This is a genomic window from Undibacterium sp. GrIS 1.8 (genome assembly GCF_040544445.1).
GTDB lineage: Bacteria > Pseudomonadota > Gammaproteobacteria > Burkholderiales > Burkholderiaceae_D > Undibacterium.
On record NZ_JBEONQ010000023.1, the window covers coordinates 13,268 to 27,960 of the forward strand.

Annotated in this window: 12 protein-coding genes and 1 pseudogene; 8 read left to right on the forward strand and 5 right to left on the reverse strand. The window is 47.9% G+C overall.

Annotated elements, in window-relative coordinates:
• Nucleotides 1-94 precede the first annotated feature (94 nt).
• Nucleotides 95-1,819: an ArnT family glycosyltransferase gene (locus AAKU64_RS12385; RefSeq protein WP_354332219.1), complete on the reverse strand. Its 1,725-nt coding sequence runs from the start codon at nucleotides 1,817-1,819 to the stop codon at nucleotides 95-97.
• A gap of 205 nt (nucleotides 1,820-2,024) precedes the next feature.
• On the reverse strand, nucleotides 2,025-2,291 hold the full coding sequence (locus AAKU64_RS12390; protein ID WP_262835590.1) for a type B 50S ribosomal protein L31: 267 nt from the start codon (nucleotides 2,289-2,291) through the stop codon (nucleotides 2,025-2,027).
• A 211-nt stretch (nucleotides 2,292-2,502) separates the two neighbouring features.
• Between AAKU64_RS12390 and AAKU64_RS12395 the strand changes: the two genes are divergently transcribed.
• Nucleotides 2,503-3,111: a trimeric intracellular cation channel family protein gene (locus tag AAKU64_RS12395; protein ID WP_354332235.1), complete on the forward strand. Its 609-nt coding sequence runs from the start codon at nucleotides 2,503-2,505 to the stop codon at nucleotides 3,109-3,111.
• Between the two features lie 40 nt (nucleotides 3,112-3,151).
• On the opposite strand, the gene AAKU64_RS12400 is transcribed toward AAKU64_RS12395, so the two are convergent.
• Nucleotides 3,152-3,787 carry a TetR family transcriptional regulator gene (locus AAKU64_RS12400; RefSeq protein ID WP_354362199.1) on the reverse strand — a complete coding sequence of 212 codons (636 nt, stop codon included), beginning with the start codon at nucleotides 3,785-3,787 and terminating at the stop codon, nucleotides 3,152-3,154.
• 149 nt (nucleotides 3,788-3,936) lie between these two features.
• On the opposite strand from AAKU64_RS12400, the gene AAKU64_RS12405 reads away from it, so the two are divergent.
• The 3 genes from AAKU64_RS12405 to AAKU64_RS12415 are packed head-to-tail and all read left to right on the forward strand — an operon-like array spanning nucleotide 3,937 to nucleotide 9,966.
• Nucleotides 3,937-5,268 carry an efflux RND transporter periplasmic adaptor subunit gene (locus AAKU64_RS12405; RefSeq protein WP_354332215.1) on the forward strand — a complete coding sequence of 444 codons (1,332 nt, stop codon included), beginning with the start codon at nucleotides 3,937-3,939 and terminating at the stop codon, nucleotides 5,266-5,268.
• Between the two features lie 33 nt (nucleotides 5,269-5,301).
• Complete coding sequence (locus tag AAKU64_RS12410) at nucleotides 5,302-8,457, forward strand: efflux RND transporter permease subunit (protein WP_354332213.1); 3,156 nt, start codon at nucleotides 5,302-5,304, stop codon at nucleotides 8,455-8,457.
• Between the two features lie 12 nt (nucleotides 8,458-8,469).
• On the forward strand, nucleotides 8,470-9,966 hold the full coding sequence (locus tag AAKU64_RS12415; protein ID WP_354332211.1) for an efflux transporter outer membrane subunit: 1,497 nt from the start codon (nucleotides 8,470-8,472) through the stop codon (nucleotides 9,964-9,966).
• Nucleotides 9,967-10,248: 282 nt separating this feature from the next.
• On the opposite strand, the pseudogene AAKU64_RS12420 reads toward AAKU64_RS12415, so the two are convergent.
• Nucleotides 10,249-10,955, reverse strand: a pseudogene (locus tag AAKU64_RS12420) (IS6 family transposase).
• A 74-nt stretch (nucleotides 10,956-11,029) separates the two neighbouring features.
• Entirely contained in the window at nucleotides 11,030-12,187 is a 1,158-nt protein-coding gene (locus AAKU64_RS12425; RefSeq protein ID WP_354332210.1) for a serine hydrolase domain-containing protein, read from the reverse strand.
• A 467-nt stretch (nucleotides 12,188-12,654) separates the two neighbouring features.
• Here AAKU64_RS12425 and AAKU64_RS12435 point away from each other — a divergent pair, with 467 nt between their 5' ends.
• From AAKU64_RS12435 to AAKU64_RS12450, 4 genes are all read left to right on the forward strand, one after another.
• Entirely contained in the window at nucleotides 12,655-13,008 is a 354-nt protein-coding gene (locus tag AAKU64_RS12435; RefSeq protein WP_354332208.1) for a TolC family protein, read from the forward strand.
• A 368-nt stretch (nucleotides 13,009-13,376) separates the two neighbouring features.
• Nucleotides 13,377-13,763: an OsmC family protein gene (locus tag AAKU64_RS12440; protein ID WP_354332206.1), complete on the forward strand. Its 387-nt coding sequence runs from the start codon at nucleotides 13,377-13,379 to the stop codon at nucleotides 13,761-13,763.
• Between the two features lie 182 nt (nucleotides 13,764-13,945).
• The gene (locus tag AAKU64_RS12445) at nucleotides 13,946-14,236 is read left to right on the forward strand and encodes a hypothetical protein (protein WP_354332204.1); all 291 of its coding nucleotides are present in this window, start codon (nucleotides 13,946-13,948) and stop codon (nucleotides 14,234-14,236) included.
• Nucleotides 14,233-14,451, forward strand: coding sequence for a hypothetical protein (locus tag AAKU64_RS12450; protein ID WP_354332202.1), 219 nt, complete (start codon nucleotides 14,233-14,235; stop codon nucleotides 14,449-14,451). The genes AAKU64_RS12445 and AAKU64_RS12450 overlap by 4 nt, the downstream gene beginning before the upstream one ends.
• Nucleotides 14,452-14,693 lie beyond the last annotated feature (242 nt).

The following is a 14,693-nucleotide window of genomic DNA, read 5'->3' on the forward strand; positions in this document are numbered from 1 at the left end:
TCCATAGAAATATTGGAAAATAAGCCATTTTCTATAAAAATAATGGGGAGTATATGGTAATTGAACACTTGCAGACTAAGCTGGGATTATTTAATCAAGGTTTTTTCTGAATATATAGCGAAAATAATTCGTCCCGGTCAGATGCCCGATGTCCTGTCCAGATAACTTCCCAAGTCCCGGGGTAGGTGCTTGTATCCACTTCAGTGCTAGCATTTAATCTACGATGGCTTGATTGCAGTAACAGCACATCGCAAGGTGGTTCGCTAAATCCTGCAAAATGCAAAGCACCAAAATAAGCGAACGAGGCTCGTTGCGAAGGTCCGATATTGCTATCAATACAGCGATACTTTGCAGGCATGTGTTGTACCAGTTCTTTGCTTACATTTGCGTAGCTAATTCTGTCATTGATGATTGGCAGCGCTAATGTAAGTAGCAGCAACCAGCATAAAATCACACCTCCACTTGATAGCACTACAGCTCGCCACAGCACCGACGGTTGACGCGAGATACGCCAGTACACCACCCCAAACCACGCAACAGTAGCGCTGAGCGCAATGATGAAAGTCAAAGGATTGAAGCTGGATTGATGGTCAGGAGAGAAGCGCGCCACTTGTCTTGCGACGCCGACTGGCCACCCGGTCTGTGCCGATATCCAATATAGCCAGAACAGTGCGGCAACTCCGGTTAATACCATGACTGCAAACCAATCCACCGCATTGATTGCGCTGCGTTTCATTGTTGGCAAACCGAATGCAGCCAAAATCGCCAGAGGAGGCAAGATCGGCAATAAGATACTTTCTTCTGCATAAGGGTTGATAAATGCCAGAAGAATAAAACAACCCAAAAATGTTACTGGCAAGGAAATATGCAAGGCCTTTTCTTGTTTTCTCCAGGCATAAATTGCCCATGCTGCAAATGGCCAAGCAGGCCAGGCAAACCAGATCCCGTATTTAAAAAAATAAGAGATATTAGCTATTAATGGAAGGCTAATTTGGCGTGAGTTCCATAGCATCCACGCAGGGTAGGGGGAACTATTAAATGGATGTACGATACTGATCGCCAGTAGCCACGATGCCGCAACAAATAGCGCGATAGGAAATGAGAATTTGAATAAGAGCCAATATTGTTTTTGCTGGCGATAAAAGCACAGCCCGATTAAACTCAAACTTAATCCCAGAGGAAGAACCCAGCCTCTCGCTAATATTAGTAGGCCCAGAACGAAGCCTAGCTTTAATGCATTCGTTCTGTTTCCCGCATCAAGTAATCTTGCGCATAAATAAAGGGCGTAAGCAACCAAGGAAATTTGCAGAGCTTCTGCGCTGGTCTCATGGCTGCGAACTAATAAGCCAAGACATCCGAGGTAAATAAGTAACGCGCCATCAGCCAGTGTCCGGCCAAAATCTTTTGGTTCCGGCTGACCACCAAAGGCGAGTTTCAACGGTTGTGCCTCAGTTCTTCTGCCTAATAAATAGGTGGTATACCAAACTGAAACTGAACCCAGCATAAAAAATACACCAGTCGCCAGCCGGGCGGCCATCGCATCGCCCATTAACCAGCCAAATAACTTGATACAGATAGCGCCCAGCCAAAATGCCAATGGTCCTTCCTCTGGCATAGGCAGACCGACGATATGTGGCCATAACCAGTCATTAATGTTGCCGTGTGCCATCGTCCACATGATGCCAAAACTGGCCGCGTCATCGCCTTTCCATGGGTCGCGGCCAATTAGTCCAGGCAGAATGTATAGCATGCATAAGGCAAGAATAGCCCAGCGTGGCAGGGCGATTGTCGCAGCAGCAGGAAGGCGTACAGGCTTCATATGACTTGTTGCTTAGTAAAAGTGGGATTGATTAGACTTGGTGAAACCGCTTGCATCAAGATTATGTTCTTGCCGCGCTCATGTTAAAGCCAAGTGATAACTTCATACGAGCATTTTATTTTTATACGAGACTATACTTAAATATTACATATGAAAAAAGGCAGCTTGAGCTGCCTTTTTTATCAATACAACGGATGCAAAAAAATTAGTTTGCAACAGAAGTTTTGGAACCAACAGTACCGAATTTTTTACGGAATTTGTCAACGCGACCAGCGGTATCAACAATTTTGTGTTTACCAGTGTAGAAAGGGTGGGATTCTGCAGAAACCTCGATCTTTACCAGTGGATATTCTTTGCCTTCGAATTCCATTTTGTCACGAGTCTGGATAGTAGAACGTGTGACGAATTTGAAATCGTTAGATACATCGTGAAACAAAACTTCACGATAATTTGGATGGATGCCGTCTTTCATGCTTGCCTCAAAAAGTTTTGGTAGCCAATCCCCACTTCGTCGGTCGCCTTGCTTCTTGACCCGATTGTTGATCACTTGCCTGATTTAAAAATACTGATGGCCTAATGCCAGCGCAAGATTATACAATAAAATCATACGTTTGCATCATTCTGTGCAGAGCTTGTATGAGTAGATAACAGGAGATATTTTGGCAACATCCATCCATTTGGGCATGAGTACGCTATTACATGCGGTAGAGGTCGCTGGCATTGTCGCTTTTGCCGCTTCTGGCTTTGTTGAAGCGAGAAAAAAGAAAATGGATCCGGTAGGAGTTTTCACGGTCGCGTTTATAACCGCTTTCGGTGGAGGAACCTTGCGTGATTTACTACTTGACCGACGCCCTTTGTTTTGGGTCGATCACCAAGAATATGTGTTGTTGATTTTTGTCATGAGCTTAATCGCTTTGCCGTTCGGCAGGCATTTGCGACATGCCGTGACGGATAAAGTTATTTTGTATGCCGATACATTTGGGCTTGGCTTGTTCAGCGTAGGTGGTGCGTCATTGGCGTTAGAAGCAAGCATGCCCTTATTTATTTGCACCATGATGGGCGTAATTACTGGCATTTTTGGCGGTGTTCTGAGGGACATCATTTGTAATGAAATACCGATGGTATTCCGGCGCGGGCAATTGTATGCCACCTGCGCATTTGCTGGCTGCTGGGTTTATCTACTTCTGACCAATTGGCAGGTCATAGAGACAGTGGCGGTGCTGTCAGGCATTCTGGTCACCTCAATGCTGCGCCTGCTGGCAGTTCGCTACGACTGGAAGTTGCCGGGCTAATTCAGTTTTTTGTGCAAACGGGCACTTAATAAATAATCGTTTAGCTCAGTTTTTTTAGCGGTGGTTTAGCTAAGATGCCAGCCAGCATGACTTCAATCATATATTCTGCATGTTTTGCAAGATCGTAGGCTTTGGTATCTACGAGCCATTCGTAAATTAATCCGATTGAATAAGAGTGAATCATTTGTACTGCGATCCAGGTGTCGGTTTCTGCCGGTAATTTTTTTTGTGCAATGGCTACTTTAAAAATATCTTCCATTTTGGAAATACATTCGTTACGCGGTTCCTTCTCATGCGCGTAAGAACTCATTTCTGTTCCTTTCTCGCAGCGATGAAATATGATGTTGAACACATTGGTCTGCCTTGGTGAGCTGGCAACCTCTTTTAGCATGTGAACATATAGCTGGCGCAGTGCAGCAAAAGGGTCTTCCGGCGGGGTGCTCGTGATTTCGTTGAGTAATGTTTCTATTGGTAAAAATGCACGATCGCACATTGCTTCAAACAAAGCATTTTTATCTTTGAAGTGCCAATAAATTGCACCGCGTGTCATACCGGCTTCTTTTGCAACCTCATTGAGCGTCGTATTAGTAACACCTTTTACGCAAAAAACTTGCTCAGCGGCATCGAGCAAAGCATTGCAGGTTTCTTGCGCTTCTTCTTTGGTTTTCCTAGCCATGATGCGTCTCCATTAGTATTTTCAGGGCTTTAATTCAGCCTTTTCGATAATTTTTTATTACTCGCAGAAAATAATTTTTAAAAATATATACAAACATTCGTGAATGTATATAATAGCACACCGCCTTTTCCGTTAATAGAGAAAAATTCATGAGCCCTCCAAATTTACACCTCCCCAAATTCAGTAACGAATTATTAGCAACGCCATCAGCCTGGTCTGGTCGTCTCGCACCCCTGTTGCGCATTGCAGCAATTAGCGCACCTTTGTTGGTGTTGGCTGCTTGTGGCAAGGCTGGTGGTGCTGGTCCAGGTGGTCCCGGTGGAATGCCACCACCCGAGGTCAATGTGGTTACAGTACAGCCGACAAATCTGCCGATGGATTTTGAATATGTCGGACAAACAGCAGGCTCTCGCGAAACTGAAGTGCGCGCAAGAATTTCTGGCATTTTAGAAAACCGTTTATATGAAGAGGGCTCACGCGTTAAAGCGGGCACCGTCCTGTTTCAAATTGATCCGGGTACTTATAAAACGCAACTCGCTTCTGCAGAAGCAGCGGCTGGCGTCAATGAAGCTAAATTGAATCAAGCCAAACGTGAATTTGCGCGCTTAACACCACTGGCTGCTGAAAAAGCGATTAGTCAAAAAGAATTTGATGATGCGAAATCTGCATTAGAGACCGCCGAAGCCAGCTACAAGCAATCCATGGCGCAGGTGAACGAAGCCAAACTCAATCTGGGCTATACCCGGGTTGTTGCGCCAATTGATGGTGTTACCGGTATCGCCAGCAAATCCAACGGTAGTTTGGTTACGGCCTCCGACAGTTTGCTGACCACGATTGTCCAGACCGATCCGGTCTACGTCAATTTCAGCATCACTGAAGCTGACTATTTAAAACTAAGTCAGGAAGTCAGTGGCGGCAAAATTGCATTGCCTGGCAAACGCGCTACTAACGGTAGTCTGGCGTTTGACGTCAAGGTCAAATTGGCAGACGGATCGATTTTTCCGATGGTAGGCAAGATGAATTTCGCCAGCGAAAAAGTCAATCCAGCGACTGGTGGTTTTGATGCTCGTGCACAAATCCCTAATCCTGACGGGACTTTGCGTCCAGGCCAGTTTGTTCGCGTGATTTTGAATGGCGCCACTCGTACTGCGGCACTCTCAGTACCACAACGTGCTGTGATCGATAGCCCTATGGGCAAGATCGTTTTCACAGTAACGCCAGACAATAAGTTAGCACCACGTCCGGTTGAGCTGGATGGCTGGTCCAACGGTGAATGGATAGTGACAAAAGGTTTGAAGGGCGGCGATCGCGTGTTGGTCGATGGTTTTATCAAAGCCCATGAGCCTGGTATGACCGTTACACCGGTGCCGCTGGCTGCAAAACCTTCTGGAAGCGCAGGATCATCAGCACCAACGTCAGCACCAGCCCAAGTTAATACCAAGCCCGCTGCAGAAACTGCCAGTACTAAAGCTGCTCAATAAGTAGCACCACAAATTTAGGCGCAAGGATTACTCATGTTTTCAAAATTTTTTATTAACCGGCCAATTTTCGCGACCGTATTGTCGTTGATTATTGTGCTGGCTGGCCTGGCCGCGTTGCGGGTCTTGCCAATTTCTCGTTATCCGGAAATTTCTCCGCCGGTAGTCAACGTTACTGCCAATTATCCAGGTGCCTCTGCTGAAGTAGTAGAGCGCACAGTCGCTGCACCGATCGAAGAGCAAATCAACGGCGTTGAGCACATGTTGTACATGAGCTCTACCTCTTCAGCCGACGGTCGTGTTTCTATCGACGTGACTTTTGAAGTCGGTACGGATCTGGATATTGCCGCAGTTAACGTCAACAACCGGGTACGTCAAGCAGATGCTAAGTTGCCGCAAGAAGTGCGTCGTCAAGGTGTCACCGTGTCTAAGAGTTCGTCCAACTTCTTAGTGGTTGCAGCTTTGTATTCACCAGACAACCGCTATGACTCTTTGTACTTGTCCAACTACGCAACACAAAACGTTTTAGATGCGTTGAAACGTATTCCTGGTACCACCAATATTCAAATTTTTGGTGCCAAAGATTATGCAATGCGGATCTGGATGCGTCCTGACCGTATGGCGCAATTAGGCGTTACCGTCAGCGATATTTCTAATGCCGTTGGTGAGCAAAATGCCCAATATGCAGCGGGTAAAGTCGGCGCACCGCCAAACAATACTGAAGAGCTGACCATGACAGTAACCGCTAAAGGGCGATTGCTGGAGCCGGCTGAGTTTGCCAATATCATCGTTAAAACCGATAAGAGCGGTGCCTCTGTCCGTATCAAAGACGTAGCGCGGGTTGAATTAGGCTCCAAGGATTACAACTTAAATGGTCGTGTGAATGGTCATCCGTCAGCCAACATTGGTGTCTTTTTGCAGACTGGTGCAAACGCATTGGATACGCGCAAAGCATTAGAAGCAACCCTGCAAGATTTGAAGTCTAAATTCCCAGAAGGTATGGAATACGCAACGCCGTATGACACCACACCGTTTGTGACCGAATCCATCGCTGAAGTGTTAAAAACTTTGGGTGAAGCCATGGTATTGGTCTTCATCGTGGTGTATTTATTCTTGCAAAGCTGGCGCGCAACGATCATTCCAACTCTGGCAGTACCAGTGTCATTAATCGGTACGATGGCAGGTTTGCACTTGCTGGGTTACAGCATCAATACGCTGACTTTGTTCGGTATGGTGCTGGCGATCGGTATCGTTGTCGATGATGCGATTGTGGTGCTGGAGAATGTCGAACGTCTAATGAACGAAGAAGGCATGACACCAAAAGATGCAGCAATTGAAGCGATGCATGAAGTCACTGGTCCGGTTATTGCGATTGTTCTGGTATTGGTTGCAGCGTTTGGTCCGATTGCTTTCCTTGGTGGTTTAGCGGGCGAGTTGTATCGTCAGTTCTCCGTCACGATTTCTATCGCTGTGGTGTTGTCCGGTATTGTTGCCTTGACCTTGACGCCAGCACTCTGCGCGATCTTGTTGAAGCCAGGTGCGGAACAACATAATCGCTTTTTCACCTGGTTTAACGGCGCGTTTTTACGTCTGACCAAGCGCTATACCAACGGTGTTACTTTCTTCTTGCGTCGCTCGGTCTTAGGTGTGATGGTCTTCGGTGGCATGCTGGTCGTGACGGGCGTATTGTGGAAAACCGTACCCGGCGGATTGGTACCGGATGAAGATCAAGGTTACTTTATCGGTGCTGCCATCATGCCTGAAGGTACGTCTTTAGCTCGTACGGATGCCATGGTCAAGCAAGTAGAAGAAATCATGAAAACCAATAAGAACATTGATACCACCTTCGCTTTGGTTGGTCTGGATTTCTTAGGTGGTGGCGGTTTGAAATCTTCTGCGGCAACGATGTTCTTCCCGTTAAAACCTTGGGATGAACGTACTCAGTCGGCGCAGCAAATGGTCGGTGAAAGTTTTATGAAAACAGGCCGTATCAAAGAAGGCTTGCCACTGTTCTTCAGCCCGCCAGCGATTCAAGGTCTGGGGCAAACTGGTGGTTTTGAGTTCTATATGCAAAACAAAGGTGAGGGCGGTGTAGAGCGTCTGGCCAAGTTGTTACCAGCGTTGCTGGCAGAAGCTAATAAGCAGCCTGAACTGGCTGGCGTACAAACTCTGTGGCAAGCTAATTCACCGCAGCTATATGTGGATGTGGATAACGATAAAGCACGCTCTATGGGTGTTGCTCTCTCAGATGTTTACAATACTTTAGCCGCGACCATGGGTAGTTACTATGTCAATGACTTCAACAAAAATGGTCGTACCTACACCGTTCAGTTGCAGGCAGAAGGCCAGTTCCGCGCCAAACCAGATGATATCGGCAGTATGTATGTGCGCTCTGCTACCGGACAAATGATTCCTGTCCGCGCTTTTACGACCATACGTTTTACGACAGGACCCGATTCGGTACAGCGTTTTAACGCTTTGCCATCGATCAAAATCTTGGGTGGTGCTAAACCAGGCTACAGCTCAGGACAAGCGATTGCTGCGATGGAGCGTGCTGCTAAAACGGTGTTGCCAGTGGATGTTTCCTACGACTGGGGCGGCGCCTCCTTCCAGGAGAAGCGTACTAGCAATGCTGCTGGTATCGCGATTGGTGCCGGTGTCTTGATGATCTTCTTGATTCTGGCCGCGCAATACGAAAAATGGTCACTGCCTTTCTCCGTTTTATTGGCGATGCCGTTTGGTATCTTCGGTGCACTGTTAGCGGTTTATTTGCGTAATTTTAACAACGACGTGTACTTCCAGATTGGTCTGGTGACCTTGCTTGGCTTGTCTGCGAAAAATGCGATTTTGATTGTTGAATTTGCGGTGATGAAAGTGCATGAAGGCTATGCCCCGGTTGCTGCGGTATTGGAATCGGCACGCTTACGTTTCCGTCCTATTTTGATGACATCGTTAGCGTTTATTTTGGGCGTGGTACCACTGGCGTTTTCTCACGGTGCTGGTGCGGCGGCGCGTATGTCGCTCGGCACGGGTGTCTTGGGCGGTATGCTGGCAGCGACTTTCCTGGCGATCTTCTTTGTACCTTTATTCTTTAAACTGATTAACGATAAGCGGTTTAAAACGACAGAGGAAGATTTCGAGCATCCGGTTCATATTTTGCACAATGCGCCACCTGCTGAACAGAAGAATTAAGAGGAACATGTGATGACATCAACTGTATTTGAATCAACACCCAGATCAATCCGTAGATCAACACTAATGCCAACATTGCGGCTTTCAGTGATGGCTGCCAGCTTGCTGCTGGCAGGTTGCAGCGCGATCGGACCTGATTATCAGCGGCCAGCATTTGATACGCCAGCAAAGCTGACGAGCGGTGTGACAAGCACTGGAAAAACTAGCGTAACGACCGATTGGCTGAGCTGGTGGAAGTCTTTCCAAGATCCTGTTTTAAACAGTATGCTGGATGAGGCAACTGCCAATAACCAGGATATTTTGCTAGCAGCAGGGCGGGTGGAAGAAGCACGTGCGACCGCAGCCTCAGCCAACTCCAATCGTTATCCTACGGTAGACGCGAATTTGTCGGGCACAAAAAGTCGTACCAGTGTCAACTCCGGCAAATTGGTGCCCGGTGCCAATCCGATTGGTACCGATTATCAGATCGGTTTAAGCGCGTCTTATGAGGTGGATTTCTGGGGTAAGCTCAGTCGCGCCGATGAGGCTGCACGTGCCCGTTTGTTATCGCAAGAAGCCAATCGCGGCATGGTAATTAACACCCTGTATTCCAACCTGGCGCAAAATTACTTTGCCTTGCGGGCTTACGATGCACAAGTAGAACTGGCCGAATCGACACTCAAAACTCGTCAGGAAAATCTACGTTTGCAACAAAAACGTTTTTCTTCCGGCTCGATCGGTGAGCTAGATTTGCATCAGGCAGAATCTGATACCGCCGCGACAGAAATTAGCTTGCTGCAAGCGAAGCAATCGCTGGCAGTCACAGAGTCTGCCATGGCTGTGCTGTTAGGGCGCTCCCCAACGGCGATTGCCAATCCGGTAATTGCACGTGGCAAGAGTATTGATAGTCTCTATCAGCAAGCGACAGTGCCAGCCGACTTGCCATCGGATCTGCTTAACCGCAGGCCAGACATCATCGCTGCTGAACAAACACTGGTTGCTGCCAACGCTGATATCGGTCAAGCCAAGGCGCAGTATTTCCCAAGCCTGAAGCTGACCACTGGCTATGGCGACGAGTCGCGTGGCTTTAAAGATTTATTTAATCCAGCTTCTTTGCTGTGGAATATCGGAGCGAATATTGCGCAACCGATCTTCCGCGCCGGTGCGATTGGTGCACTGGTGTCCGGTGCCGAAGCGCGCAAAACGCAAGCCTTGGCGCAATATGTACAAAGTGTGCAAGGAGCTTTCCGCGATGTGCATGATGCGTTGGTCAACACGGCTGCCAATGAGCAAATTTACGCAGCTGGCAATCGTCGCGTCACCGCTTTAAAAGATTCATTGCGTCTGGCCGACTTGCGCTACAAAAACGGTTACAGCAGCTATCTCGATGTACTCAGCGCACAACGCGATTTGTTGCAAGCGCAATCGACTTTGATCGACACTCAGCGTGCGCATTTGACTGCGGTAGTCAGCATCTATAAAGCTGTCGGCGGTGGTTGGGATAAGTCAGAAAAACTCGCTGCTAAGTAAATACGTAATTTGTAAAAAATTGGGGGTATATGGTAAAAATACCCTTAATGTCCATATATTTAATGGACATTAAAATATACAGTGGTGAGTATATTTTATGTCATTAAGCTTCCCTTGGAGATGTGAGGTGTTGTCTGGAACCCATTCAGACGACATTCCATCTCTTTTTTTTATTTTTACGCTGGGATTGAATTTTCCGGTATTGTCAACTTGCTGAACCGAGACGGCGAGTTGTACATTCCAGGCGAAATTGCATTTGCCCGGGTAACACGGTGTCACGGGTTAGACATTTTTTGCTACGCTGGTGACCTCATTCCATATAGAAAATGCCTGCGTACGGAAGTGTCGGTACTGCTTCGCTGTCAAACAGTTGCAATGACACCGGAAGGCATTGTTAATCGAGCCCAGCGCCGACAAAAAGCGCTGAACTTGGCTTGATGACTTGAAGCGGCGCATCTGTCGTTCTCGTTGCCGCGTCGGTTAATGCGAGAGTTCTGCCCGGTTATTGAGACCTTTGTGCTGTCGATACTCGACACCCTGCATGATGTGCGTCTTCTCCGCGGCATAGCTCTTCAGCTTGTCGGTGATCAGTCCCCGTGGTGCGTAACGCAAGCCTTTGAGGAGCTTGCGGAAAAAGCGTTTTGCTGCCTGTCGGTTGCGCCGACTCTGCATCAAGATATCGAGCACATAACCGTTTTGATCGACTGCACGCCACAGGTAATGATGCTTGCCCTTAATTGTTAGCACCACCTCGTCGAGATGCCATTTGTCCGCGCGCTATGGTTGACGCCGGCGAAGTTCATTGGCATAGCGCTGGCCGAACTCAACGTCCATTGACAAATCGTCTCGTACGTGACGATGATGCCACGGCTGGCCATCAGATCTTCTATGTCGCGAATACTCAGCGCAAATCGGAAGTAGAGCCACACGACATGACTAATGATTTCTGCCGGATAGCGGAAGCCGCGATAGAGTAGGGATTTTTTCATCCCGGCACTTTACAGAATTTCCCCGCCGCCCGTAAGTTGACAGTACCCGTTCAAATAGTGCGTTGTAACGTACCCTACTCAAGCCCCACCGCATTCTCCAGCACCGCCGCAATTCGCCCCGCCAGCGGCAACACACCGGGTTCATAATTTGACAGCACGACCACAGTATAACCAGCATCGAGATACATATCTAGATTACTGGAAATGCCGGGGAACTGCCCGCTGTGGCCCACGATTTTACCCAGTTTGCCCGAGCGTAATTCGAAGCCATATCCATAGCTGCCCTTGTCTGCACGGCCTGCGGTCTGGTCTTGCCAGAATAACTGGCGCGTGGCTGGCTTGAGCAACTTGCCTGTCTGAAGTGCATCGGCAAAGCGCAGCAGGTCTGGTGCGTTTGAATAGCCTATGCCATAAGGGCCGCCGCGTACTGGTATCAGGACGGTGTTTTCTTTCTTGCTGGCTGTCGCACCTCGCGTGCTGATGTAGCCGGTGGCGAGGTTTTCTGTTCCCTCATCCCTGATATAGTTATCGGTACTATTCATGCCTGTCGCCAGAAACACATGCTGGCGTACATAGTCAAAATAATCTTGTCCCGAGACTTTTTCTATGATGACACCGAGGAAAAACATACCCATATTGCTGTACAAATAATTGCTGCCGGGCGCAAACTCCAGTGTCGCATCGCGTGTAAATGGCTTGTAGTCAGCCAGGTTTCGCATGGCGGCCATCTGCATATACGGACCGTTGATAAACTTGTTGGTAAAAATATTTCCCAGCCCAGATGTGTGCGACAGCAACTGGCCTATGGTGATTTTTTTCGCCACCTCAGGTGACAACCAGCTGGCATCCACATATTTGCTGACCGGGTCTGCATAGGACAAACGCCCCGCATCCGCTAGCTGGCCTATGGCAACCGCCGTAAACATCTTGCCGACCGAGGCGACATTGAAGATGGTATCCATCGTATTCGCCACATGATAACGCTTGCTGGCTTCACCACATGCTGCTTCGCTGATGACATGATTGCCCCTGGCGACGACATACACACCTGAAAATTCATCCTTGCTACAGACTGTGCTGAATAAGGCTTGCAACTTGTCTTTCAGTGCAGCTTCCACAGCGGGCGACAGAGCCGTGTTTTTATCTGTAATTGCATACGCAGCGGTTTGTCCGGCAACCTGGGATGACAATATCAAACTCAGTATGGCTGGCAGTGCATGGTATGGGCGCATTAGTTTTCTTTTCGGGTGCATGGATGAGAAGCGGTAAAAATTTTGTTGACAGCTTTTGTTGACTGTAATTCATGATGTTGTCGATTTTATATGAGTATGCGGTATTGTCAACTTACGGGCGGCGGAGAAATTTTGTAAAGTAGCGTGATGAAAAAATCCCTACGCTATCGCGGCTTCCGCTATCCGGCAGAAATCATTAGTCATGTCGTGTGGCTCTGCTTTCGGTTTGCGCTGAGTTTTCGCGACATAGAAGATCTGCTGGCCAGCCGTGGCGTCATCGCCGCTGAACAAACGCTGGCCGCTGTCAATGCTGACATCGGTCAGGCCAAGGCGCAGTATTTTCCAAGCCTGAAGATGACTACCTGTTATGGCGACGAGTCGCGTAGTTTTAAGGATTTGTTTGATCCAGCGTCTTTATTGGGGATCTGGGCGCTGGCATTACACAACCAATCTTCCGCGCTGGCGCGTTGGTCTCTGGTGCCGAAGCGCGCAAAACGCAAGCCTTGGCGCAATACGTACAAAGTGTGCAAGGGGCTTTCCGCGATGTGCATGATGCGTTGGTCAACACGGCTGCCAATGAGCAAATTTACGCAGCTGGCAATCGTCGCGTCACCGCTTTAAAAGATTCATTGCGTCTGGCCGACTTGCGCTACAAAAACGGTTACAGCAGCTATCTCGATGTACTCAGCGCTCAACGCGATTTGTTGCAAGCGCAATCGACTTTGATCGACACTCAGCGTGCGCATTTGACTGCGGTAGTCAGCATCTATAAAGCTGTCGGCGGTGGTTGGGATAAGTCAGAAAAACTCGCTGCTAAGTAAAAATTTAATCAAAATAAGGGGGGTATATGCCAAAAATACCCTTAACGTCCAGAGATTAATTGGATGTTAAAATATACTGTAATGAGTATATTCTTTTGGCAGAGTCAATCAGTTTCCCCTGTTAGAGGTGAGATGCGAACCTGAAGCCCATTCAGATCGCGTTCCACCTCTTTTTTTATGTTAAAAAATGCGCAGTACATTCTGTTTGGGGCTGATGTCTTCAATCCGCTAAAATCACCACCATTCAGAGCGAAGGGGAATCGTCTTATCATTTTTCTATAACGCCAAATCGCTAGATGTTCCCCAAGGCATACAATCCGACATTACACCTCGCATTTCACCTAACCTAACCTCACCGGAGAATATCCATGGCAACCGTACATCTGCAAAACGCCGCTGGCTACGCACAAGAAATCCGAGCCCGTACTCACCGCATCACATCCGACGAGCCAGAAAGTAATGGCGGTCAGGATACCGGTCCCGCGCCGTATGAATTGTTGTTGGCCGCTTTAGCCTCCTGTACCTCGCTCACCTTGCGCATGTATGCTGACAAAAAAGGCTGGTCTTTGGGCAGCATCAAGGTGGACGCCCGATTTTCCCGAGATGATGCAGGCCTAGAAACCATCGAGCGCAATATCGTGTTTGGTAACAGCCTGGCGCCAGAGCAACTCAGCCGCTTAGCCGATATCTGCGAAAAAACGCCCGTCACCAAAACGATCCGTCAAGGCACCGCCATCCATTCCAAGCTGCAATAAAATGCGCGTGCAGTCAAATAGAGGCGAAGATGCATAAGTCAATTTCGTGACATTTTTGATATCGAAGACTACAATCAGCTGAGGGTTGTTTGATCTGTCATTTGAGCTATTGTTTGATTCAACCCCGATGAGCTTTTCTTTTATTGCTGTATTTCACAGATGTTTAAATGAGGAGAACTTTGATGGCCATGTTTCGCGCAGTTGGTGGACTTTTTTGGGTAAATGCTGGGCAGACGGTTAAGTTTGGCTACGCATGGCCCACTACCGGAATTACAGATATTGGCCCGGCAATCGCCACTGCCAACCCGCAAGATGATTTTCACGGTGAGTTGATTGTGACAGGCAACGGACGATTTTATCGATCCATCGGTACTGGCGACAATGCTTTTGATGCTGCTGTTTATACCGCAGATATCTTTAATAACAGCAACGCCGATGCCAGTTTTTTGGTCGATGTGGGGACATGGCAATGATCTACTCAGACAAACTCACGGTGCTCAGCGAAAACGGTGTCATCGTCGCCATGCATATACCAACTCCACCAGCCCACGGCGCGCCACATGCAGAACTAATGCCATCAGCAACGCAACTGCTACATCACATCAATATAAGTGACTTGCCGCATGGCGCAGATCTCAAACCTCATGTTTTGCATGCGCATGTTTGTTCTATGTTGGGTTTGCGATAAGGTTTGTTTGTGCCGTGAATCACTACCAGAATTCCAAATAAGTTTGATCGTTGTGTTTGGCTAAATTCAGGTTGGTATTTACGGTTTATCTTTCATATTGATAACGGCTTGAACAAACTTTGGCCGTCGTCAATACAATATTCACCAAGACAAGCTAGCAACAATATCGTGCTGTGACTGGAGTGCATTCCGCGCGTTTGTTACCACATAGAACCTTACGAGTATTATTCGGTCAGGACACA

Excerpts from the sequence above, each read along its gene's own strand:
- AAKU64_RS12385 (WP_354332219.1), bottom strand. The coding sequence starts at position 1,819 with ATGAAGCCTGTACGCCTTCCTGCTGCTGCGACAATCGCCCTGCCACGC.
- AAKU64_RS12390 (WP_262835590.1), bottom strand. The coding sequence starts at position 2,291 with ATGAAAGACGGCATCCATCCAAATTATCGTGAAGTTTTGTTTCACGAT.
- AAKU64_RS12395 (WP_354332235.1), top strand. The coding sequence starts at position 2,503 with ATGAGTACGCTATTACATGCGGTAGAGGTCGCTGGCATTGTCGCTTTT.
- AAKU64_RS12400 (WP_354362199.1), bottom strand. The coding sequence starts at position 3,787 with ATGGCTAGGAAAACCAAAGAAGAAGCGCAAGAAACCTGCAATGCTTTG.
- AAKU64_RS12405 (WP_354332215.1), top strand. The coding sequence starts at position 3,937 with ATGAGCCCTCCAAATTTACACCTCCCCAAATTCAGTAACGAATTATTA.
- AAKU64_RS12410 (WP_354332213.1), top strand. The coding sequence starts at position 5,302 with ATGTTTTCAAAATTTTTTATTAACCGGCCAATTTTCGCGACCGTATTG.
- AAKU64_RS12415 (WP_354332211.1), top strand. The coding sequence starts at position 8,470 with ATGACATCAACTGTATTTGAATCAACACCCAGATCAATCCGTAGATCA.
- AAKU64_RS12425 (WP_354332210.1), bottom strand. The coding sequence starts at position 12,187 with ATGCGCCCATACCATGCACTGCCAGCCATACTGAGTTTGATATTGTCA.
- AAKU64_RS12440 (WP_354332206.1), top strand. The coding sequence starts at position 13,377 with ATGGCAACCGTACATCTGCAAAACGCCGCTGGCTACGCACAAGAAATC.
- AAKU64_RS12445 (WP_354332204.1), top strand. The coding sequence starts at position 13,946 with ATGGCCATGTTTCGCGCAGTTGGTGGACTTTTTTGGGTAAATGCTGGG.
- AAKU64_RS12450 (WP_354332202.1), top strand. The coding sequence starts at position 14,233 with ATGATCTACTCAGACAAACTCACGGTGCTCAGCGAAAACGGTGTCATC.